At 64.8% G+C, this 20229-nt stretch carries 19 protein-coding genes, 2 tRNA genes and 1 pseudogene; 3 read left to right on the forward strand and 19 right to left on the reverse strand.

Features of this window, described 5'->3' with window-relative positions; genetic code table 11:
* Window positions 1-7: 7 nt before the first annotated feature.
* From QEP15_RS00710 to QEP15_RS00735, 6 genes are all read right to left on the reverse strand, one after another.
* Window positions 8-934, reverse strand: coding sequence for an ABC transporter permease (locus QEP15_RS00710; RefSeq protein WP_056327764.1), 927 nt, complete (start codon window positions 932-934; stop codon window positions 8-10).
* Between the two features lie 23 nt (window positions 935-957).
* Window positions 958-1929, reverse strand: coding sequence for an ABC transporter permease (locus QEP15_RS00715; RefSeq protein ID WP_056327765.1), 972 nt, complete (start codon window positions 1927-1929; stop codon window positions 958-960).
* 119 nt (window positions 1930-2048) lie between these two features.
* A complete protein-coding gene (locus QEP15_RS00720) occupies window positions 2049-3656 on the reverse strand; it encodes an ABC transporter substrate-binding protein (protein ID WP_056327766.1) in 1608 nt (535 codons plus the stop codon).
* A 262-nt stretch (window positions 3657-3918) separates the two neighbouring features.
* Entirely contained in the window at window positions 3919-5304 is a 1386-nt protein-coding gene (locus tag QEP15_RS00725) for a GTPase/DUF3482 domain-containing protein (protein WP_056327767.1), read from the reverse strand.
* The gene (locus QEP15_RS00730; RefSeq protein ID WP_152383128.1) at window positions 5297-6754 is read right to left on the reverse strand and encodes a DUF2868 domain-containing protein; all 1458 of its coding nucleotides are present in this window, start codon (window positions 6752-6754) and stop codon (window positions 5297-5299) included. The genes QEP15_RS00725 and QEP15_RS00730 overlap by 8 nt, the downstream gene beginning before the upstream one ends.
* A 108-nt stretch (window positions 6755-6862) precedes the next feature.
* Window positions 6863-7753: a helix-turn-helix domain-containing protein gene (locus QEP15_RS00735; RefSeq protein ID WP_175156352.1), complete on the reverse strand. Its 891-nt coding sequence runs from the start codon at window positions 7751-7753 to the stop codon at window positions 6863-6865.
* A 172-nt stretch (window positions 7754-7925) separates the two neighbouring features.
* Between QEP15_RS00735 and QEP15_RS00740 the strand changes: the two genes are divergently transcribed.
* Window positions 7926-8831 (forward strand): DMT family transporter, encoded by a 906-nt coding sequence (locus QEP15_RS00740; protein ID WP_152383130.1) that lies wholly within the window; start codon window positions 7926-7928, stop codon window positions 8829-8831.
* A gap of 13 nt (window positions 8832-8844) precedes the next feature.
* On the opposite strand, the gene QEP15_RS00745 is transcribed toward QEP15_RS00740, so the two are convergent.
* The 4 genes and pseudogenes from QEP15_RS00745 to QEP15_RS00760 all read right to left on the reverse strand — a co-directional run bounded on the left by QEP15_RS00745 (window position 8845) and on the right by QEP15_RS00760 (window position 11150).
* Window positions 8845-10041, reverse strand: a complete 1197-nt coding sequence (locus tag QEP15_RS00745; protein WP_152383131.1) for an aminotransferase class V-fold PLP-dependent enzyme — start codon at window positions 10039-10041, stop codon at window positions 8845-8847.
* A gap of 25 nt (window positions 10042-10066) precedes the next feature.
* Window positions 10067-10540, reverse strand: a complete 474-nt coding sequence (locus QEP15_RS00750; RefSeq protein WP_128829732.1) for a RidA family protein — start codon at window positions 10538-10540, stop codon at window positions 10067-10069.
* Window positions 10541-10701: 161 nt separating this feature from the next.
* Window positions 10702-10905, reverse strand: a pseudogene (locus tag QEP15_RS00755) (LysR family transcriptional regulator); the annotation flags it as partial.
* A gap of 169 nt (window positions 10906-11074) precedes the next feature.
* A tRNA-Asn gene (locus QEP15_RS00760) sits at window positions 11075-11150 on the reverse strand.
* A 181-nt stretch (window positions 11151-11331) separates the two neighbouring features.
* On the opposite strand from QEP15_RS00760, the gene QEP15_RS00765 reads away from it, so the two are divergent.
* Window positions 11332-12720 carry a GntP family permease gene (locus tag QEP15_RS00765; protein WP_152383132.1) on the forward strand — a complete coding sequence of 463 codons (1389 nt, stop codon included), beginning with the start codon at window positions 11332-11334 and terminating at the stop codon, window positions 12718-12720.
* Window positions 12721-12804: 84 nt separating this feature from the next.
* Here the strand turns inward: QEP15_RS00765 and QEP15_RS00770 are convergent, their stop codons facing one another.
* From QEP15_RS00770 to petA, 8 genes are all read right to left on the reverse strand, one after another.
* A complete protein-coding gene (locus tag QEP15_RS00770) occupies window positions 12805-13215 on the reverse strand; it encodes a hypothetical protein (RefSeq protein ID WP_217618956.1) in 411 nt (136 codons plus the stop codon).
* Entirely contained in the window at window positions 13215-14291 is a 1077-nt protein-coding gene (locus QEP15_RS00775; protein ID WP_280148314.1) for a polymorphic toxin type 44 domain-containing protein, read from the reverse strand. The genes QEP15_RS00770 and QEP15_RS00775 overlap by 1 nt, the downstream gene beginning before the upstream one ends.
* 171 nt (window positions 14292-14462) lie before the next feature.
* Window positions 14463-14538 (reverse strand) — tRNA-Thr (locus tag QEP15_RS00780).
* A 68-nt stretch (window positions 14539-14606) separates the two neighbouring features.
* Window positions 14607-15059, reverse strand: coding sequence for a ClpXP protease specificity-enhancing factor (locus QEP15_RS00785; protein WP_062840171.1), 453 nt, complete (start codon window positions 15057-15059; stop codon window positions 14607-14609).
* Window positions 15060-15072: 13 nt separating this feature from the next.
* The gene (locus QEP15_RS00790) at window positions 15073-15684 is read right to left on the reverse strand and encodes a glutathione S-transferase N-terminal domain-containing protein (RefSeq protein WP_006388039.1); all 612 of its coding nucleotides are present in this window, start codon (window positions 15682-15684) and stop codon (window positions 15073-15075) included.
* A 151-nt stretch (window positions 15685-15835) separates the two neighbouring features.
* The gene (locus QEP15_RS00795) at window positions 15836-16687 is read right to left on the reverse strand and encodes a cytochrome c1 (RefSeq protein ID WP_056320427.1); all 852 of its coding nucleotides are present in this window, start codon (window positions 16685-16687) and stop codon (window positions 15836-15838) included.
* Between the two features lie 24 nt (window positions 16688-16711).
* Window positions 16712-18100 carry a cytochrome b gene (locus QEP15_RS00800; RefSeq protein ID WP_056320424.1) on the reverse strand — a complete coding sequence of 463 codons (1389 nt, stop codon included), beginning with the start codon at window positions 18098-18100 and terminating at the stop codon, window positions 16712-16714.
* Between the two features lie 73 nt (window positions 18101-18173).
* The gene (gene petA / locus QEP15_RS00805) at window positions 18174-18815 is read right to left on the reverse strand and encodes a ubiquinol-cytochrome c reductase iron-sulfur subunit (protein WP_062840173.1); all 642 of its coding nucleotides are present in this window, start codon (window positions 18813-18815) and stop codon (window positions 18174-18176) included.
* Between the two features lie 138 nt (window positions 18816-18953).
* Here petA and mscL point away from each other — a divergent pair, with 138 nt between their 5' ends.
* On the forward strand, window positions 18954-19400 hold the full coding sequence (mscL, locus tag QEP15_RS00810) for a large conductance mechanosensitive channel protein MscL (RefSeq protein WP_152383135.1): 447 nt from the start codon (window positions 18954-18956) through the stop codon (window positions 19398-19400).
* Window positions 19401-19452: 52 nt separating this feature from the next.
* On the opposite strand, the gene QEP15_RS00815 is transcribed toward mscL, so the two are convergent.
* On the reverse strand, window positions 19453-20229 hold the full coding sequence (locus tag QEP15_RS00815; protein WP_152383136.1) for a Nif3-like dinuclear metal center hexameric protein: 777 nt from the start codon (window positions 20227-20229) through the stop codon (window positions 19453-19455).

Here is a 20229-nt window from a genome sequence, read left to right on the forward strand (position 1 = left end):
GACGTCCTCAGCGCAGCTTGGGGTTGAGCGCGTCGCGCAGCCAGTCGCCCAGCAGGTTGACCGACAGCACCAGCGCCACCAGCGCGATGCCGGGGAAGATGGAGATCCACCACATGCCCGAGAAAAGATAGCTGTTGCCGATGCGGATCAGCGTGCCGAGCGACGGCGCGGTGGGCGGCACACCCACGCCCAGGAACGACAGCGTGGCCTCGGTGATGATGGCCACCGCCAGGTGGATGGTGGCGATGACCAGCACCGGCCCCATGACGTTGGGCAGGATGTGGCGGCGCAGGATGGTGATGGGGCCGATGCCGATCAGCTTGGCCGCCTGCACGTATTCCTTGTTGCGCTCGACGAGCGTGGAGCCGCGCACCGTGCGCGCGTATTGCACCCAGCCGGAAATGCCGATGGCGAAGATCAGCACATACAGCGCCAGCTGGTCGTGCATGTCGCGCGGCAGCAGCCCGCGCGCCACGCCGTCGATCAGCAGCGCCACCAGAATGGCCGGGAATGAAAGCTGCACGTCGGCGATGCGCATGATGAAGCTGTCCACACGTCCGCCCGCGTAGCCGCTGATGAGGCCGAGCGTCACGCCCAGCACCATCGAGAACAGCACCGAGGCAAAGCCGACCAGCAGCGACACGCGCGAGCCATACATCACGGCCGACAGGATGTCGCGGCCCTGATCGTCCGTGCCCAACAGGAAGTCGGGGCTGCCGCCCTCTTCCCAGGCCGGCGGGGTGTTGGCGTCCATGATGCTGAGCGACGCGAGATCGAAGGGGTTGTGCGGCGCCACGACCGGCGCGAACAACGCGCCCAGCACGATGACCAGCGTGACGATCGCGGCGACGATGGCGCCGGGCGAACGCTTGAAGCTGTGCCACAGGTCGCTGTCGGCGGCGCGCGTGAAGAAGGGGGCGATGCGAGCAATCATGCGATTTCCTTTTTTACCGCTATTTATTTGCTCTGCACGCGCAGACGCGGGTCCACGGCGAAGTAAAGCAGGTCGACGACCAGGTTGATGACCACGAACATGAACGCGATCAGCACCAGATAAGCAGCCATGACGGGGATGTCCACCATGCTGATGGCCTGGATGAACAACAGCCCCATGCCGGGCCACTGGAACACCGTTTCGGTGATGATGGCAAAGGCAATGATGGAGCCGAGCTGAAGCCCCGTGATGGTGATGACGGGCACCATCGTGTTCTTGAGCGCGTGGCGGAAATTGATCAGCCGTTCCGGCAGTCCGCGCGCCCGTGCGAACTTGATGAAATCGGCGCGCAGCACTTCCAACATCTCGGCGCGCACCAGACGCATGATGAGGGTCATCTGAAAGAGCGCCAGCGTGATGGCGGGCATGATGAGCGCGAGCCATCCGGATTTGGTCAGAAAGCCCGTGGTCCACCATCCCAGGCTGACGACGTCGCCGCGCCCGAAGCTGGGCAGCCATCTCAGCTGCACGCCGAAGAACAGGATGAGCAGGATGCCGATAAGAAAGGTGGGCAGCGAAATGCCGGCCAGCGAAATCGCCATGAATGCCTTGGACAGCACGCCGTGCCGCTTGAGTGCGGTGTAGATGCCCATCGGAATGCCCAGCGCCAGCGCCATGACGGCGGACACGAACGACAGTTCCAGCGTGGCCGGCATGCGCTCTTCAAGCAGCTCGCTGACCGGGCGGCGGTGGCGGTACGACATGCCGAAATCGCCCTGCACCGCGTTGGCGACGAAGTGGGCGTACTGCACGATGAACGGATCGTCCAGGCCGAGCTGTTCGCGCAGCTGCGCGCGTTGTTCGGGCGTGGTGTCCTGGCCGACCATGCTGGCGACCGGGTCGCCCACGTAGCGGAACATGGAGAACGCAATCAGCGCCACCGTCAACATCACGAGCACCGACTGCACCAGCCGCTGCGCAATAAAGGAAAGCATGTCTGAAAGCCCTTTGGTTCGGACGGCGCCGGGCCGCGTTCCGCGCGCGAGGCGGGAGTGGGGGCTGGGCCGGGCGCGTCCGGGCGGCGCGCGCCGCCCGGGGTTGCATCACACGGCGTTTACGGCAGCACGACGTTGCGCAGGTCGAGCACGTCGTCGGCGCGCTGGATGACGGTGACGTTTTCTTTCACGCCCCACGACATGGGCTGCTGGTGCAGCGGCAGGTAGCCGAAGTCGCTGCGCACGATGCCAAAGGCTTCCTTGATCATCGCGTTGCGCTTGGCCTGATCGGTTTCGACGCCGATCTTGTTGGTCAGCTCATCGACCTTCTTGTTGCAGTAGCCGCCCAGGTTGAACTGGCCGGCGGCCGTCTTGGCGTCGCGGCACGAGGTCAGGTTCAGCAGCGTGTTGTGCGCATCGGTGGAGCTGGGCGTCCAGCCCAGCATGTACATGCTGGTCTGGTTGCCGGCCTGCAGCAGGATCTTGCCGAAGTACTTGGACTTGGTCTGCGCCAGCAGGTTGATCTTGATGCCCACGCGCGCCAGCATGCCGGCCACGGCCTGGCAGACCTTCTCGTCGTTGACGTAGCGGTCGTTCGGGCAGTCCATCGTCACCGTGAAGCCCTTGGGATAGCCGGCTTCGGCAAGCAGCTTCTTGGCGCGCTCGGGATCGGGCTTGTACGGCGCGCCGAACGATTCGTCGTAGCCGTTGATGGACGTGGCGATCAGGGTGCCCAGCGGCTTGGCCGCGTTGCGCATGATCTTCTCGTTGATGGCCTTGGTGTCCACGGCCAGCACGACGGCCTCGCGCACACGGGCGTCCTTGAACGGGTTCTTGCCCTTCACGTCGGAGAACAGCAGCTCGTCGCGGTCCTGGTCCATGCCGATGAAGATGGCGCGGGCTTCGGGCGCGGTCAGCGGCTTGACGCCCTTGGCGTCTTCCAGGCGCTTCCAGTCCTGCACGGGAACCGGCTGCACGACGTCCATCTCGCCCGAGATCAACGCGGCCACACGCGTGGCTTCCTGCGTGATGGGCTGGAAGACGACCTCGTCGATGTTGGTCTTGATGTCCTTGTTCCAGTAGCCGTCATAGCGCTTGAGCACCGTCTTCACGTCGGGCTGGCGTTCGGTCAGCATGAAGGGACCGGTGCCGTTGGCGTGCAGGTTGGCGTAATTGCCCTGGTTGTCGCCCTTGACGTTGGTGGCCTCGGTGGTCTTGTTCTTTTCCGCCCAGTTCTTGCTCATGATGTACAAGAACACCCATTCGCGCGGCAGGATGGGGTTGGGCGTGGGCGTGGTGACTTCGATGGTGTAGTCGTCCACTTTCTTGATGTCGCTGGCCTTGGCGCCATAGCCCTTCATGTCCGAGCCCGGCGTCAGGCTGCGCTTCCACGAGAAGATCACGTCGTCGGCGGTAAAGGGCGAGCCGTCATGGAACTTGACGCCCTTGCGCAGCTTGAAGACCCACTTGGTGGGCTCGGGATTCTCCCAGCTCTCGGCGAGCAGCGGCGTGAGCTTCAGGTTGCCGTCGTAGCCTGCCAGCGTTTCATAGATGTTGCCCTGGAACCCCAGCGTGAAGGTTTCGTTCAGGGCCATGGGGTCCATCGACGTGGCGTCGCCTTGATACGACCAGTGCAGCGTTTTGGCGGCCGCGCCGGCGCTGAAGGCCAGCGAGGCGGCCACGGCAACGGCAAGCGCCGCCTGCTTGAAGTGGGGAAAAGTACGCATAGCCCTCATGCTCCGTGTGGTGCGCGGATTGCGCGACAGAAGTGACAGGGCCCCGGCCCCAAAGGGCATCCGGGGCATGGCGTTGCTGCTGGAGTCGATAGACCCAACCCCTTGTGATTGGCATGACGGGGACGGACCCGCGTCGATGCAGATCGAATCTTATCGACGCATTCGTTTAAGCGTCAATTGGTTTGGATTGGGGTAATCACGCGCTTGCCGGATGCCGTGAATGGTGCGTGCTGCGAGGCGCGCGGGCCGCCGGTCAATCGGCCGGGAGCGGCGCGGATGCTAGGGTTTTCGCCAATTCGAGCAGCATGCGCTTGCGCCGGTCGCTGTCTTCATGGTGTTTACCCAGGGCCGACCATTCCGGCCGGCTGCGCGCTTCTTTCAGCGCGTCCGGCAAAGGGCCCTTGCGCCAGGCCTCGTCGTCGGGAAGGTCCAGGCGCAACGGCTCGCGCGCGGCGTGGCCGCGGCGCTCCAGCGCTTCGATCAATTGCCGTTGGCGCAGTGCCAGCAGCCGCAGCACGGCATCGTCGACACTGATCTCGCGATAACCGCGCAGCTTGCCCGCCACGCGTTTGCCCAGCTTTTCGACACCCTGCCACAGGCCGCCGGCCGCCGCGCCGATCAGCATGCCGGTGCCCAGGCTGAGACCCGCGCTCATGAGGTCGACGGCCGCGCCGGCCATCGCGCCCGCGGCGGCGCCCATGCCCACCTGCACGCCCATGTCCTTGAGCGCCTGCGGATGAAAAAGATCCATGCCCCAACGCTCGCCCTGCAAGGGCAACGCGTCGTCGGCGTAATCCGAGGCGCGAAAGTTGTAGAGCGCGAGCAGCGCGTTGACGCAGGTCTGTTCGCGCTGGCGCACCTGGTCGCGCAACTGGCTTGAAGCGGCGGCCAGCGCCGCGTCGTCGCTGGCGCTGGACACATGCAGCGCGGCCACGTCGATCAGCAGGTCGGCGACCAGCTCGTAGGCCGCGGCGTGGCGCTGGCGGCGCTGCGCGGCCAGGCTGTCCGACAGCCGGGCCAGCGCGCCTGCGTGACGGTCCAGCAGCACGCCAAGCTTGGCGTACAGCTGTTGCTCGCCATCGAGCGGCGGCGCGATCGTGTCGAATTCCACGACGGCGTGCAGGCCCAGCCGCGCCATCGCGTCACGCCACGCGTCGGCGCGGTGCGCCGGCGCATTGACGAAGTTCAGCACCGGCAATAGCGGTCGTCCGCAGGCGGCTAGGATGGCGAGTTCGTCGCGGTGCTTGCCCAGCACCGGATCGCGCGCGTCGATCACGTACAGCGCGGCGTCGCAGTCCAGCATCTTGGTCAGCACGCGCGCCTCTTGTTCGAAGCGGCCGTGCGCTTCGGGCGTGTCCAGGAAACGGCGGATGCGCGCGGGGCCGTCGAGCCGTTCGCCGGGGCGATCCAGCCGTTCCAGGTATTCCAGCAATGCGATGCTGTCTTCCATGCCGGGCGTGTCGAACCATTCCAGCACGGGCCGGCCATCCAGGCGCAGGCGGGCGCCTTCGACGTGGCGCGTGGTGCCCGGCCGGTCAGCCACTTCGCCGAAGGTGGTGTCGCGTGTCAGCGTGCGCAGCAGCGACGTCTTGCCGGTATTGGTGTGGCCAACGAGCGCGATCTTGATGAGTTCAGCCATGGCCGGTCTCCAGCCAGGTCAGCGGCGCAACGGGCGCCAGCAGGATGGCGTCGGCCGGCAGGCCCAGCGCCAGCAGACGGTCGCGCCAAAGCTCGGCGCGGGTTTCGGTGCCAGCCCCGGCGGGGACGTGGGCGCCGGCTTGCGGCAGGATCAGCCAGACCCGCGTCTGCGCCGCGTGCGCGGACAGGTCGGCGATCAGGGATAGCGTGCCGCGATCCGGCGTCTGGCGCGCATCGCACGCGATCAACAGGCGCGCGGCGGCCGATTGCGCCAACGCGTCCAGCACGCGGTTGCGTTCCTCGCGCGTGTCCAGGTTGCCGGCCTGCCGGATGCCGTCGGGCAGGTTCGCGGGCGGCCACGGCAGATCCGCGGGCAGTTCCAGCGCCAGCAGCACCGGCTGCCCGCCCAGGCCGTCCAGCGCCGGCGCCCGCACGCGGGGTTCGTGCAGGGGATCGACGGGCCGGTCGATGCCGGTGGACAGCGCGGGCGGCTCAAGCCGGTCGCGCAGCGTGGAGAAACCGGCCAGCGCGGGGTCGATGCGCACGCGGCGCAAGGCGCGCAGCGTAGCCGCGACGCACAGCGCGCCGGCAATCAAGCGCGGCACGATGCCGTAGACCACGAGGACGCCGATCAGCCAGAGCGACCACTGCGCCTGCGCGCTGGCCGGCAGGACTTGCGTGCCGTCGCTGGCGCGTATGGTCGCGGCGTCGGGCATCGGAAAGCCCAGATGCGCCGGCAGCCAGCCGATGGCCTGCGTCAGCCACACAAACGACTCGGGCGCGAGCAGCGTGGTGGCCCAGACGAACCGGTAGCTGGCGGTGGACAGCACCACCAGTAGCGTCGCCAGCGCGGCGCATAGCGCCGTCAGCCACAACAGATGGCTGATGCTGCCGAACAGGCCGCGCAACGCGCCCGCGCGCGTCAGCAGGTTCAGGAAGGCCTGTGGCACCAGCGCGCCATCGGGGCCGCGCGCGAGCTTGCGCGTGGCCCACAGCCAGAGGCGGCCCAGGCCGGTGACAGCGGCGGGCCGCAGCAGAAAGCTCGCCAGCCACAGCAAAAAGGTGAGCGCGTGCAGCCCCAGAAGCGCGCCCATCGCCCACAGCACGTTCACGGCTCGCGTGCCGTCGCCCAGCGCGCCCAGGGCGGCGGCCGCGCCGGAGAGCACGGCCAAGACGAACAGGACGGCCAGCATGGCCACGGCGCTGCGGCGCCAGCCATCGACAAGGGGAATCAGGTTTTCGCGGTGCGCCAGCAGCGCGGCGCGGGCAAGGATGCGCGCCGGCAGGCCGGCATCGAGCTGGCGCACCTGGCGCACCGCCTGCGCGTCCTCGAGCGGTCCCCAGTGCGCTTCGCGCAATCGGATCAGCTCGGCCAGCCAGTGCGCGCGCAAGGGGCGCTGAACGGCGCTGTCGATGAGGGGGGAAGTATCGCGAGAGGTCGGGGACGGCATCGCGTCGGTGCAGGCGGGAGAAGGCCGGCAAAGGCCAAGTGAAGCCGCGAGGGCGATGCGCCATTGTAGACCGCGTGTTGCGGCCGGCGGCATCCCGGATCGGCGCGGTCAGTGGCTGGCGCGCGCGCTGCGATACTGGCCCGGCGTGACGCCGATGGCATCGCGAAAGACACGGGCAAGGTGGCTGGCGCTGCCAAAGCCGCTGGCTTGCGCAATGGCTGCCAGGTCGCCTTTGCCGGCCGTCAGCAGGCTTCGGGCGCGGGCCAGGCGCCGGCCGCGCACCCAGGCATGCGGCGGCTCGCCAAACGAGGCATGGAACATGCGGGCAAAGTGATACGTGGACAGCGCGGCGACGCCTGCCAGTTCGTCCAGCGTCAGGGGATCGGCCAGATGCGCGTCCACATAGTCCATGACGCGGCGGCGCACGCCGGGCGCCAGGCCGCCGCGGACCGGTTGCGGGGTCTTGCGCGTGACACCCTGCGTCAGCAGGTGGTGCAGCACGGTCTCGGCGGCGCTGCTGGCGGCCAGCCGGTCGGCGGGCTGGTTCCAGTCCGTGCCCAGGAGTCGGCGGCAGACGTCGATCAGCGAGTCGTCCTGGATGTAGGTGCGGTCGCGCAGTTCCAGCGTCCGCGGTTCGCAGTCCAGCCGCATGACGGCTTCGCGGGCCAGCCGCTGCGGGGCGATGTACAGGTGCAGGAAATGCACGTTGTCGTTCATGCTCCAGCGGGAATGGTGCTCGGCGGGCAGCACGCAGAATTTGCCCGCGCCGCCATGCAGCGAGTCCTGGCCCACGCGAAACGACCGGTCTCCGCCCCGCAGGTACAGCGACAGCGTGTGATGGCCGGGCGTTTCGTAGCCCAGCGTTTCGCGGGCGGTGCGCGACCACTGCGAGATCGCCATGCCCTCGCCCAGCGACGCGGCGCGCTCGAGCGTCGCGGTCGAACGCGACAGCGTGCGGAAAACAGAGAAATCGGCCGGAGCCGTAGCGGGGGTGCCCATGGAAAGGAATGCTACTCCCGTCCACGGGCGCTTGACGCGCCCGATTCGGACAAAAGCGCAAGAACCGGCAATCGCGGCGTGGCATCGGGGCGCACACTGGATGTCCGGCGATCAAACATGGCCGCCGATGTCCGTATCAGCACTTCGCGTGGCCTGCCGCGCCCGTCGCATCATGAATCTTTCCCTGTATCTGCTCACCGTCCTGATCTGGGGCTCCACCTGGATCGCCATCAAGCTGCAGCTTGGCGTGGTGGCCATCCCGGTGTCGATCTTCTACCGCTTCGCGCTGGCGGGCCTGCTGCTGTTCGTGGCGCTGCTTGTCCTGCGCAAACTGCAAAAGCTGGACCGGCGGGGTCATTGGCTGTGCGTGGGCCAGGGCCTGTGCCTGTTCTGCCTGAACTTCCTGTGCTTCTACTCGGCCACGCAGTGGATCCCCAGCGGCCTGGTGTCGGTGGTGTTCTCGGCCGCCACGCTGTGGAACGCGCTCAATGCGCGGCTCTGGTTCGGCACGCGCATCGCGCCGCGCATCATGGCGGCGGGCGCGCTGGGGTTTTGCGGCCTGGTGCTGCTTTTCTGGCCGGAACTGGCCAGCCAGCAGGCCAGCCACGAGACGCTGCTGGGCCTGGGCTTTGCGCTGCTCGGCACCCTGTGCTTTTCCACGGGCAACATGCTGTCGTCCCTGCAGCAGCGCGCGGGCATCCGGCCGCTGACCGGCAACGCCTACAGCATGCTTTACGGGGCGGGCATTCTGCTGGCCGGCTGCCTGGCCGCGGGCGTGCCGTTCAGCTTCGATTCGTCGCCCGCCTATGTGGGCGCGTTGCTGTACCTGGCCGTGGTGGGTTCCGTGGTGGGCTTTACCGCGTATCTGACGCTGGTCGGCCGCATGGGGCCCGCACGGGCCGCCTATTGCACGGTGCTGTTTCCGGTCGTGGCGCTCAGCATATCGACGGTGGTCGAAGGCTACCGCTGGACACCTTATGCCATCGCCGGCCTGGCGCTGGTGATGCTGGGCAACCTGCTCGTCTTCACGAAATGGTCGCCGTTTTCCAAGCGCCCGGCGCTGGCCGGCCGCGCCTGAGCCCATTGCCGCGCTAGGCCGCCAGCTTGCGCAAGGCCTGCAGCAGGCGATCGATTTCGTCGCCGCTCGTCAGATAGCTCACGGACGCGCGGGCAATACGGTCCAGACCACGGGCCTGCATGTCCAGCGGCGTGTACGGCACGCCGTTGCTGCCGATGGTGATGCCCTGCGCGGCCAGCGCGCGCTGAACGTCGGCCGCGTCCTGTCCGGCCAGGTTGAAGGCGACCAGCCCTGATTGCTCGCGCCCCTGGTCCAGCACCGACACGCCGGGAATGGCGGCCAGTTCGGCGCGCAGCGCCTGGGCAGTGGCGTCGATGGTGGCGCGGATCGTGTCCAGGCCCAGATCCAGCGCTTCGCGCAGGGCATTGGCCAGGCCACAACGCAGCGCCAATGAATTCTCGGCGGATTCCAGGCGTGCGGCATCGGCGCGCAGCACGGGTTCCCCGTCCACGCCCAGCGGCGCGGAATGCGTGTCCACGAAGGCGGGCGTGAGCCGATCCAGGAATTCGCGCCGCACGTACAGCAGCCCGGTGCCGCGCGGTCCGCGCAAGGCCTTGCGGCCCGCGCCGCTCAGCACGTCGCAACCGACCTGCCGCACGTCGATGGGAATCTGCCCCACGGCCTGGGCGCCGTCCACGAAATAGGGAATATCGTGCTTGCGCGCCACGCGTCCGATCGCGGCGGCCGGATTGATGAGGCCGCCGTTGGCGGGCAGCCACGTCAGCGCAATGACCCGTACCCTGTCGTCCAGCATGGCTTCCAGCGCCTGCGGGTCCACGCAGCCGCTGTCGTCCGAGGGGATGGTCTCCAGCGTGGCGCCCGCGCGCTGCGCGATCAGCCGCATGGCCGCCAGGTTGCCGCCCCATTCGTGACGGCCCACCAGGATGCGGTCGCCGGGCCGCCAGGCCGGCAGCGCCGCAAAGGCGGCGCCCCAGCCCGGCGAGTTGCCGCCGGTCAACGCGATCTCCTCGACCTGCGCGTTCAACAGCTGTGCGCCCAGCGTGCGGGCCGCTTCGGTCAGGTCGCGCGCCGCCACGCCCGCTTCCATCGGACCCTGCGCCGCTTCACGCTTCAGATGCGCGTGAATGGCCTGGATCGAGGCCGTGGACGGCAAGGATGCGCCGGCGTGATTGAAATGCACCGAGCTTTGCGTGCCGGGCGCGTGGGCGCGCAGCGCCTGGATGGCGCTTGGGGTCAGGGGGGCGGTCATGGCGGTTCCTGTCGGGTGGGGCGTATCAGGCCGGGGTCAGCGCGATGACGGCCTCGACTTCCACCGACACGCCTTGCGGCAGGGCGGCCACGCCGACGGCGCTGCGCGCATGGCGTCCGGCGTCGCCGAACACGTCGACCATCAGATCCGACGCGCCGTTGGCGATGACGCTTTGGCGATTGAAGTCCGGGGCGCTGGCGACGAACACGCCCAGCTTCACGACACGTGCCACGCGGTCCAGACGGTCGCCCGTGGCGGCAGCGATCTGCGCCAGGATGCCCAGGGCGCTGGCGCGCGCAGCCTGAACGCCGTCGGCGTCAGACACTTGGTGGCCCAATTGGCCCAGATACGCGGCCTTGCCATCCTTGCGGGAGATCTGGCCCGAGATGTAGAGCAGGTTGCCCTCCTGGACAAACGGCACATAGTTCGCGGCCGGGGCGGAGGCGGGATCCAGGGTCAGGCCAAGCTCGGCAACGCGGGCGGAAATGCTGCGGGTCATATCGAATCACCTATGAAAAAAGGGAAAGCGCGTCTTGACGCTCCCCCGATGCTATCGGCCGCGGCGTGGCCTGACCAATCAATTCTTGCGAAGTAGGTATGAGTAAAACTAATGTGTGTGCGCCAGCCAGTCGTTCAGCGCCTGGACCGGCGCGCTCAGTGGCCCGCTTCGGTCAGCGCCACGGCGCGTGTGCGCCGTTCGAAGAGCGCGACGCCCAGTTCTTTTTCCAGGCGCTGGATGTGATGGCTGATGGCGCTTTGCGTGACAAACAGATCTTCCGCGGCTTGCGAGAAGCTTAGCCGCCGCGCGGCCGCTTCGAAGGCGCGCAGGGAAACCAGGGGCGGCAGGGATCGCGATGAACGCATCGGTGTGCAGGGCGGGAAGGTGCGGACCCGGGCCATGCTACGCGATGCACACGGCTTGGCAACCTGGGCGTCGACAACCCGGGCCCGGACGGCAGCTTGGCGCGCCAATGCAAAAAGCCCGCAAACACGTTGCGGGCTTTTTTAAGGGTACTGCGGTACTGCAAATTCTTGGCTCCCCGAGCTGGGCTCGAACCAGCGACCTGCGGATTAACAGTCCGTCGCTCTACCGACTGAGCTATCGGGGAACAGGTAGAGGGGGCGAATTATGCACAAAAAATCGGAAGAATGCAAAGCGAGGCGGAAAATTGCGGTTTTGGCCAGTGAGGCCGGCCCTGTTTTTCAAGCTTGCCGTCATCCCGATCCCGTATCATGGCCGCCAGAAGAAGGAAGGCTCGCAACCTCTCTCGTCTTTTCTGGGTTCACGTCATGTCTTCGTTCGACATTCAATTGCTGCTCACCGCCCTGGTGAGCGTTCTGGTCCTGGTCGCGCTGATCGTCTCGCGTCTGCGCATGCACCCGCTGCTGGCGCTCCTGATCGTATCCATCGGCGTCGGCTTTGCGACGGGCATGGCCCCGGGCGCCATCGTCAAGAGCCTGACGGACGGCGCCGGCAAGACGCTGGGCGCCGTGGGCGTGGTGATCGCGCTGGGCGCCATGCTGGGTAAGATCCTCGCGGATTCGGGCACCACCGAACGCCTGGCCAACGCCATCCTGCGCCACACCTCTCCCCGGCTGATTCCGTGGGCGATGACGCTGGTGGCGTTCGTCATCGGTATCCCCATGTTCTTCGAAGTGGGCCTGGTGGTGATGCTGCCGCTGATCTTCAGCGTGGCGCGCAAGCTGGAAAGCCAGGCGCGCTTCAAGGGCTCGGCCTATGTCTACGTGGGCGTGCCGGTGATTTCCGCGCTGGCAGCCATGCACGGCATGGTGCCCCCGCATCCTGGCCCGCTGACCGCCATCGCCACGCTCAAGACCACGGTGGGCCCCACGATGATCTACGGTTTCATCGCGGCGCTGCCGGCCATGATCTTCGGCGGGCCTCTGTATGGCGCGTTCATCGCCCCGCGCATGACGACACGGCCGGACGAGGCCCTGCTCGAACAGTTCACGGCGTCTGCCGACAGCCCTGGCGGCAATAACGCGCCTAGCGTCGGACTGGGCGTGCTGGCGGCGCTGCTGCCCGCCCTGCTGATGCTGGTTCACGCCGTGGCCGAAATGCTGCTGCCCAAGGACTCGAGCGTGACGCACGTTGCCGCGTTCCTCGGCAACCCCGTCGTCGCGATGCTGCTGGGCGTGCTGTTTGCAGCCGTGACGCTGGTCTTCCTGCGCGGCGGCGACGCGGAAAAGTTGCGTGGCGCGCTGGGCCAGAGCTTGAAGCCCATCGCCGGCATCATGCTCATCATCGCCGGCGGCGGCGCCTTCCAGCAGGTCCTGACGAACGCCAAGGTCGGCGACGCCATCGTCCACCTGACCCACCAGTTCGCTTTCCCGCCGCTGATCCTGGGCTGGCTGATCGCCATGCTGCTATCGGTCTCCACCGGCTCGGCCACGGTCGGCATCGTCGGCGCCGCGGGTTTGCTGGCGCCACTTGCGGGCGCGGACCCCACCCTGAATTTGCCGCTGCTGGCCCTGTCCATCGGCTGCGGTTCGCTGTTCTTCAACTACGCGAATCACGCCGGATTCTGGATGGTGAAGGAATCGTTCGGCATGACCATGGGCGAAGCCACGAAGACGATTTCCGTCGTGCAGTCGATCGTGTCGGTGGTGGGGTTGGTGATGGTGCTGCTGTTTAATATGTTGCCGGCGCTGGGGTGATGCGGGTGGGGGCGGATGCGCGTCAGGCGCGAGCCGCCTTTTCACGACGAACGCCGGGGGTCATGGATGAACCCCGGGCGCGACTCAGCGCTTGGACGCGGGCTCGCAGGGTGGGCTCGGCTCGGTAAAGCGATCAAGGAATCCGTGGCGCGTCACTATCCGTTCAATTTTTGCGCCAGGCCCGATGCAGACGTCGATTCGCCTGAATGGGTTGGTGATTTCGAGCGAGTCAGTGCTTTGGCTGGGAAATGTCAGCAGCAGCCACATGTCGGGCTTTGGAAACATGGCCGTGTATTGGGCCGACGTCTCGCCCGGGCTCATGCCAAATTTCGCCGTGTTGTCGTTGTCGTTAAAAAAAACGCCAATTCGGTCAGTCGCCCGCTGGGAGTAGTGCAACACCACGATCGGCGAGAACGTACCCCACAACGCGATGCAACTCCAAAGCACCGCAAGAATTCCGACGATACTTCCGAAGAATTTTAGTAAGAAGCGCATTACGTCCCTTTGCGATCGCAGTTGTGGATCTCTTTGGCGTGATGCTCAACATTCCCCCAAGGTAACGGTACGGCCTCAATGAATTGCAGGAGAGTTGCTGTCGTCAGTTCGTGGGGTTTGGCCCGATCATAAAGATTGCAGCCCAACTTGATCGAAATATGATCTGGCACATCGTCAGCGCTGGCTGGCCAGGGCCCATTTTCAGGATGGTTTTGCATGGTTGGCCATCGCGTTTCCTTCAGGGCATTGTAGGTGTCCAAAAGCGCCTGTGCGATGCCTGCCGAATTGATGAGTTCGGCACTATCAAAGCCGAGCGCAACGCCCACATATCCATAATGGATGTTGGACCAGATGTCATAGTAATAGTCAAAAGAGCCGTACTTCTGCCAACCTTTATTGAGGCGGGAACCAAGCATTCGCCGCAAAATGGACTTGTGGTCCCAGGGGCGACTTGGGCCGATGATGTCGGCAAAAAGCATGTACGCGGAAAGCTGCTGTTCTACCTTCCTCTCGATGTAGGTTTTACGCGCTGACAGCCTGAGATACCAAGGTGCATTTTCCAGTTCTTTGTAATACGCCCTGATGTCGTAGTGGTTGGCGTCATGGATCTGTCGACCGCGAATGGAAAATGGATTGGTCTTCATCTCACGGACGATGTACTCGGCCAGCTGTATTGCCGTGTCTGGGTGATCACAGCCGGTACGCTGGTGTTCGTTGGAGAGCCTGTGCCCCGACAAAGCCTGATCTGTCAGCGAGCTTTCGGTGGATGCGCTACGGTCGACCGATGTACTAACGATGCCACCTGGATCTAGGTACACAACCGCAAAAGTTTGACTCGCGATCAGCGAAGCGCCGCAGGACGTTTTCATGCCGTCGACTGCAACGAAGCTATCGTCGATAGCGAAAGTGGCGACACCTTCGGCGATGGGAAAAGCGCCCTCGCAGCGAGGGCAAGTCACCATGTGCCCCATTCCCGCAGCGGCACGGCCAAGAACGTCATAGGAGAAGAACCCCTCCGTCACCGTCCCTCCATGCGTGGTCTTGTCGCCTACACGAACAATCGGGCGGCCATTCATGATTAATCCTCGGGATTCGCAGTGCCTTAGAACAACACTGCGTCGAACGGCGGACAATCAGAAGAATTTGGAAAACGCATCGAAGGCGGGCCGCCGGCCAATGGGGCGGCGATCCAATGCAAAAAAAAGGCCGATCCACAAGGAATCGGCCTTTTTGCTGGGGTATTTCTCTGGTGCCGGTGAAAGGAATCGAACCCTCGACCTTCTCATTACAAGTGAGCTGCTCTACCAACTGAGCTACACCGGCGATGCGTGCCGGGGCACGCGCAGGGACTGCATTGTAATGAAAAAAATGCAGCCCCTCTCGTGGGGTCGTTATTTGACGATGGTCAGGCGCGGACGCTTGGGTTCGTCGTCGTCGCCGTCGTCGTCGCCAGGGGCGGGATTGGCGTCAGAGCCTTCCGGGGCGGCAGGGGCCGGCGAGGCGCCCTGGGCGCCGGCTTCGGGCGGCTCGTAGGGCTGGACCTCGAAGCCCATGCCGGCGCCGGTTTCGCGCGCATAGATGGCGCTGACGGCGCCCACGGGAACGTAGACGTTTTCGGTCACGCCGCTGAAGCGGGCCTGGAATTCAATGAATTCGTTGCCCAGTACCAGACGGTTGGTGGCCAGCGTGCCCACGTTCAGCGTGATCTGGCCGTCGCGCACGTGGGCGACGGGCACCATGGTGTGCTCGTCGACCTGCACGGTGATGTACGGCGTGTAGCCGTTATCAGTGCACCATTCGTGCAGTGCGCGGATCAGATACGGTTTGGTCGAAGTTTCACCCATTACACAACCAGCCTTAGCGACGCATCACTTTTTCCGAAGGCGTCAGCGCTTCGATGTAGGCCGGGCGCGAGAAGATGCGTTCGGCGTACTTTTGCAGCGGAGCCGCATTCTTGGGCAGTTCGATGCCGTAGTGGTCCAGGCGCCAGAGCAGCGGTGCGACGGCCACGTCGAGCATGGAGAATTCCTCGCCCAGCATGTACTTGTTCTTGAGCAGCATCGGGGCCAGCTGGGCCAGGCGATCGCGGATGTTCTGGCGAGCGTTGGCGAGCTTCTTTTCGTCGGGCTTGGCGCTGCGGTCTTCCAGCGTCGAGACGTGAACGAAGAGTTCCTTCTCGAAGTTGTAGAGGAACAGACGCGTGCGGGCGCGCATGACCGGGTCGGCGGGCATGAGCTGCGGGTGCGGGAAGCGCTCGTCGATGTACTCGTTGATGATGTTCGACTCGTACAGAACCAGGTCGCGTTCGACCAGAATGGGCACTTGACCGTACGGGTTCATCACCGAGATGTCTTCGGGCTTGTTGTACAGGTCGATGTCGCGGATCTCGAAATCCATACCCTTTTCGAACAACACGAAGCGGCAGCGTTGCGAAAACGGACACGTGGTTCCGGAATAGAGCACCATCATGGCGGTAAGTCCTTTATTGAAAAACGAAAGGCCAGCGCCTAAATCTAGCAGGCGCTGGCCCCAATTGCCAGGCAGGATAGGCGTACGGGCCTATCCGCCTCTTCCGTCCCCGATAGACGGGGTGGCTGGGGAACCTGGCGGGGCGTTACGGTTAGCGCACGTGTTTCCAGTACGAGGCATTCAGGCGCCACGTAACAAAGAAGAACAGGAGCAGGAACAACATGACGCCGACGCCGATGCGGACACGCAGTGTCTGGACGGGCTCGGCCATCCAGGACATGAATGCGGTCAGATCAGCGACGTCGTTGTCGTATGTTGCGGTTTGGGCCGGGTTGGCGGCCTTGAATTTGGCATCGAAGGTGGCATGGCCATGGTGATTGGCTAACGGCTCGGCCTTCACCGTGGCAAAACCCTGTGCATCGTACACCGTTGTGACGCGTTCCCAGGATTTGGGGGCGCCGTCCTTGCCTTCGACCTCGTGGACAGCGACCGTGGTCAGCTCGCGCGGACCCTGTTCCTGCCAGAGGGCATGCGGCATGCCGACCGACGGGAAGACCAGGTTGTTCCAGCCCGTGGCGCGCGACGTGTCGCGGTAGAACGTGCGCAGGTAGGTGTACAGATAGTCGGATCCCGAGGGCCCGGCGTTCACGGATTTGGCGCGGGCGATCACGGACAAGTCCGGGGGCGTCGTGCCAAACCAGGCCTTGGCGTCCTTCGGCGTCATGGCGACGTGCATCATGTCGCCAATCTTTTCGCCGGTGAACAGCAGGCTTGTCTTGATCTGTTCGTCGGTCAGGCCGATGTCCCGGAGCTTGTTGTAGCGCATCGAGGATGCGCTATGACAGTTCAGGCAGTAGTTGACGAACAGCTTGGCGCCGTTTTGCAGCGACGCCATGTCGTTGACGCGGTAAGGCGCCTTGTCCAGCGGATAGCCGCCTCCGGCGGCAAAGGTAGCGGTACACGTGAGCATCAAGGCCACGGCACCAATCAGCTTCTTGATCATGGTTAGTCCGTTATTCTCGTTGGCTCAGTGGGCGTGGAACGTGACGCGGTCGGGCACTTGCTTGAAGGTGCCCAGGCGGCTCCATACCGGCATCAGGAAGAAGAAGGCCAGGTACAGCAGCGTGCCGATCTGCGACGTCAGGTTCAACGGCGGACTGGGCGGCTGCGTACCGATGTAGCCAAGCACCAGGAAGTTGACCATGAAGATGCCGTAGATCCACTTGTGCCACGTGGGGCGGTAGCGGATGGACTTGACCGGCGAATGATCCAGCCAGGGCAGGAAGAACAGGATGACGACTGTGCCGCCCATGGCCACCACACCCCAGAACTTGGCGTCGATGACGCGCAGCAGCACGGCGACGACGATCAGGATGCCGGGGACGGCGATGCGCATGAAGCCCTTCAGGTTGCTCTTGGCAAAGAGCACGATGGCGCCCAGCACCGACGCGCCCGCCAGCACCCACGTGAATTCATCGGTGGTGGCACGGAGCATCGAGTAGAACGGCGTGAAGTACCAGACCGGCGCAATGTGCGGAGGCGTCTTCAGCGAGTCAGCGGGAATGAAGTTGTTGAACTCGAGGAAGTACCCGCCCATTTCCGGGGCGAAGAACACGATGGCTGCGAAGACCAGCAGGAAACCCGCCACGCCCACCAGGTCATGCACCGAGTAGAACGGATGGAACGGGATGCCGTCTTTCGGGCGACCGTACTTGTCCTTCGGGCCCTGCTTGATCTCGACGCCGTCCGGGTTGTTGGAGCCGACTTCGTGCAGCGCCACCAGGTGCGCGGCAACCAGGCCGATCAGCACCAGCGGAATGGCGATGACGTGGAAGGCGAAGAAGCGGTTCAGCGTGGCGTCGGACACGACGTAGTCGCCGCGGATCCAGATGGACAGTTCAGGGCCGATGAACGGGATGGCCGCGAACAGGTTCACGATCACCTGGGCGCCCCAGTACGACATCTGGCCCCAGGGCAGCAGGTAGCCGAAGAACGCTTCGGCCATCAGACAGAGGAAGATCGCGACGCCGAAGATCCACACCAGTTCGCGGGGCTTGCGGTAGGAACCGTAAAGCAGGCCGCGCAGCATGTGCAGGTAAACCACGACGAAGAACATCGAGGCGCCGGTCGAGTGCATGTAGCGCACCAGCCAGCCCCAGGGGACCTCGCGCATGATGTATTCGACGGACTGGAACGCGCGCTCGGCGTCCGGCTTGTAGTGCATGACCAGGAAGATGCCGGTCACGATCTGCAGCACCAGCACCAGAAGCGCCAGCGAGCCAAAGAAATACCAGAAGTTGAAATTCTTGGGTGCGTAATACTCGGACAGATGGGCTTTCCAGGTGGAGGTCACCGGGAAGCGCCGGTCCAGCCAGCCCAACAGGCCTGTCGTCTCGACGGTTTTCTCGCCAGCCATGTAACGGCTCCTTCTCTAATACGTGGCGTATTGTTTTACTTACGTAGATCGGGAAAAAAGCGCGACGCGAGCGTCAGGCCTTGTTGTCTTCATCGACGCCCACGATGATGCGGGTGTCGCTGAGGTACTGGTACGGCGGAACTTCGAGATTATCGGGGGCAGGCTTGTTCTTGAAGACCCGGCCAGCCAGGTCGAACGTGGAGCCGTGGCAGGGACAGAGGAATCCGCCTTGCCAATCCGCGCCCAGACCGCCGCCGCCACCCGTTTCGAAGTGCGCGGTGGGCGAGCAGCCCAGGTGCGTGCAGATGCCGACGCAGACGAAGAGCTCGGGCTTGCGCGAGCGGGCTTCGTTTTCGGCATAGGGAGGAGTGAAGCCGGGCCGCTTGGATTGCGGATCGGCGAGCTGGGAGTCCAGCCCTTTCAGACCGGCGAGCTGCTCGGGCGAGCGGTGGATGATCCACACCGGTTTGCCGCGCCATTCGACCGTTTTCATGGCGCCGACGGGAATGTCGCCGACATCCACCTCAACGGGCGCCCCGGCCGCACGGGCTTTTTCAGAGGGAGAAAACGTGCTCACAAGCGGCACTGCCGTTGCGACACCTGCTACGCCACCCACAGCACAGGCGGTGGTAACCCAGAAACGTCGCGAAGGATCAGGTGGCAGGTTGGGATCAACCGCACCGTCATCGTCATGCACCAGCGTATCCTGACTCATCTTCCTATCCTTGTTGATGCGCCCGCTCAACGAGTAGCATCACTTCTGCGGCATCGGGTTCGCGGGAATATGTAACAACATAGCAACCGCGTATTATAGGCCAGCCTACCCCAGGCGTATCACGAATGGAGCGGATTTATGAGCAAATCGACTGGTTTCGTCAAAGAGTTTCGAGATTTCGCGGTCAAGGGCAACGCGGTCGATCTGGCCGTCGGTGTCATTATCGGCGCGGCCTTCGGCAGGATCGTCGACTCGCTGGTGCGGGACATCATCATGCCGCTCGTCAATTTCATCCTGGGCGGATCGGTCGATTTCTCGAATAAGTTCCTGGTACTGTCCATGCCCGATGGGTATGCCGGGCCGATGAACTACGCGGACCTGACCAAGGCGGGCGCCATCGTCTTCGCGTGGGGCAACTTCCTCACCATCGTCATCAATTTCGTTCTGCTGGCGTTCGTGATCTTCTGGATGGTCAAGGCCATCTACAAGGCCCGCAACAAGCAGGAGGAAGCGCCGGCGCCGGCCAAGACGCCGGAAGACGTGGCCCTGCTGCGCGAGATTCGCGACCTGCTCAAGCGCCCGTAAATGAAAAAGCGTCCTTGAACGGACGCTTTTTTGATTTGAAGGGGCGGTGGGGTCAGGCAGGATTGTCGATATCCACGAATTCGACCTTGACGCCGAAGCGCTCGGCCACGGCCTGCCCCAGCGCCTGCACGCCGTAACGCTCGGTGGCGTGGTGGCCGGCCGCGATGAAGCCGACCCCGGTTTCACGCGCCAGGTGCACCGTGGATTCCGAGACTTCGCCGGTGATGTAGACGCTTGCGCCCGCATCCACGGCGTCGCCCATCATGCCCTGGGCGCCGCCTGTGCACCAGGCGATGGTCGCCAGCGGCTGGTCCGGATCGCCCACGACGAGCGGCGGGCGGCCCAGGCGTTGCGCCACGCGCTCGCCCAACTGGCCCAGGGTCGTCAGGCCGCTGGCCTCGCCCAGCCAGATCAGCCCGTCCTGGCCGCAGGTCAGGGGCGCACCATCGTCGCGCCGCGCAGGGGACAGGCCCAGCACACGCGCCAGCTGCGCGTTGTTGCCCAGCGTGGGGTGCGCATCCAGCGGCAGATGGTAGGCGTACAGATTCAGGTCGTTCTTCAGCGTCAGGGCCATGCGGGTGCGACGGGTGCCGATGACGCGGCGGTCTTCGTTGCGCCACATCCAGCCGTGGTGCACCAGCACCGCATCCGCGCCGCGTTCGACGGCGGCGCGCAGCAATGCTTCGCTGGCCGTCACACCGGTGATAATGTGTCCGACCTCGGATCGGCCTTCCACCTGCATCCCGTTGGGACAGTAGTCCTTGAAACGGGCCGCCTGCAGGGTGTCGTCCAGCCAGCTGGCCAGGACGCGGGAGTCCACTTTATTCAT

The organism is Achromobacter mucicolens (assembly GCF_029866465.1).
Lineage (GTDB): Bacteria > Pseudomonadota > Gammaproteobacteria > Burkholderiales > Burkholderiaceae_B > Achromobacter > Achromobacter mucicolens.

Excerpts from the sequence above, each read along its gene's own strand:
- QEP15_RS00710 (WP_056327764.1), bottom strand. The coding sequence starts at position 934 with ATGATTGCTCGCATCGCCCCCTTCTTCACGCGCGCCGCCGACAGCGAC.
- QEP15_RS00715 (WP_056327765.1), bottom strand. The coding sequence starts at position 1,929 with ATGCTTTCCTTTATTGCGCAGCGGCTGGTGCAGTCGGTGCTCGTGATG.
- QEP15_RS00720 (WP_056327766.1), bottom strand. The coding sequence starts at position 3,656 with ATGCGTACTTTTCCCCACTTCAAGCAGGCGGCGCTTGCCGTTGCCGTG.
- QEP15_RS00725 (WP_056327767.1), bottom strand. The coding sequence starts at position 5,304 with ATGGCTGAACTCATCAAGATCGCGCTCGTTGGCCACACCAATACCGGC.
- QEP15_RS00730 (WP_152383128.1), bottom strand. The coding sequence starts at position 6,754 with ATGCCGTCCCCGACCTCTCGCGATACTTCCCCCCTCATCGACAGCGCC.
- QEP15_RS00735 (WP_175156352.1), bottom strand. The coding sequence starts at position 7,753 with ATGGGCACCCCCGCTACGGCTCCGGCCGATTTCTCTGTTTTCCGCACG.
- QEP15_RS00740 (WP_152383130.1), top strand. The coding sequence starts at position 7,926 with ATGAATCTTTCCCTGTATCTGCTCACCGTCCTGATCTGGGGCTCCACC.
- QEP15_RS00745 (WP_152383131.1), bottom strand. The coding sequence starts at position 10,041 with ATGACCGCCCCCCTGACCCCAAGCGCCATCCAGGCGCTGCGCGCCCAC.
- QEP15_RS00750 (WP_128829732.1), bottom strand. The coding sequence starts at position 10,540 with ATGACCCGCAGCATTTCCGCCCGCGTTGCCGAGCTTGGCCTGACCCTG.
- QEP15_RS00765 (WP_152383132.1), top strand. The coding sequence starts at position 11,332 with ATGTCTTCGTTCGACATTCAATTGCTGCTCACCGCCCTGGTGAGCGTT.
- QEP15_RS00770 (WP_217618956.1), bottom strand. The coding sequence starts at position 13,215 with ATGCGCTTCTTACTAAAATTCTTCGGAAGTATCGTCGGAATTCTTGCG.
- QEP15_RS00775 (WP_280148314.1), bottom strand. The coding sequence starts at position 14,291 with ATGAATGGCCGCCCGATTGTTCGTGTAGGCGACAAGACCACGCATGGA.
- QEP15_RS00785 (WP_062840171.1), bottom strand. The coding sequence starts at position 15,059 with ATGGGTGAAACTTCGACCAAACCGTATCTGATCCGCGCACTGCACGAA.
- QEP15_RS00790 (WP_006388039.1), bottom strand. The coding sequence starts at position 15,684 with ATGATGGTGCTCTATTCCGGAACCACGTGTCCGTTTTCGCAACGCTGC.
- QEP15_RS00795 (WP_056320427.1), bottom strand. The coding sequence starts at position 16,687 with ATGATCAAGAAGCTGATTGGTGCCGTGGCCTTGATGCTCACGTGTACC.
- QEP15_RS00800 (WP_056320424.1), bottom strand. The coding sequence starts at position 18,100 with ATGGCTGGCGAGAAAACCGTCGAGACGACAGGCCTGTTGGGCTGGCTG.
- petA (WP_062840173.1), bottom strand. The coding sequence starts at position 18,815 with ATGAGTCAGGATACGCTGGTGCATGACGATGACGGTGCGGTTGATCCC.
- mscL (WP_152383135.1), top strand. The coding sequence starts at position 18,954 with ATGAGCAAATCGACTGGTTTCGTCAAAGAGTTTCGAGATTTCGCGGTC.
- QEP15_RS00815 (WP_152383136.1), bottom strand. The coding sequence starts at position 20,229 with ATGAATAAAGTGGACTCCCGCGTCCTGGCCAGCTGGCTGGACGACACC.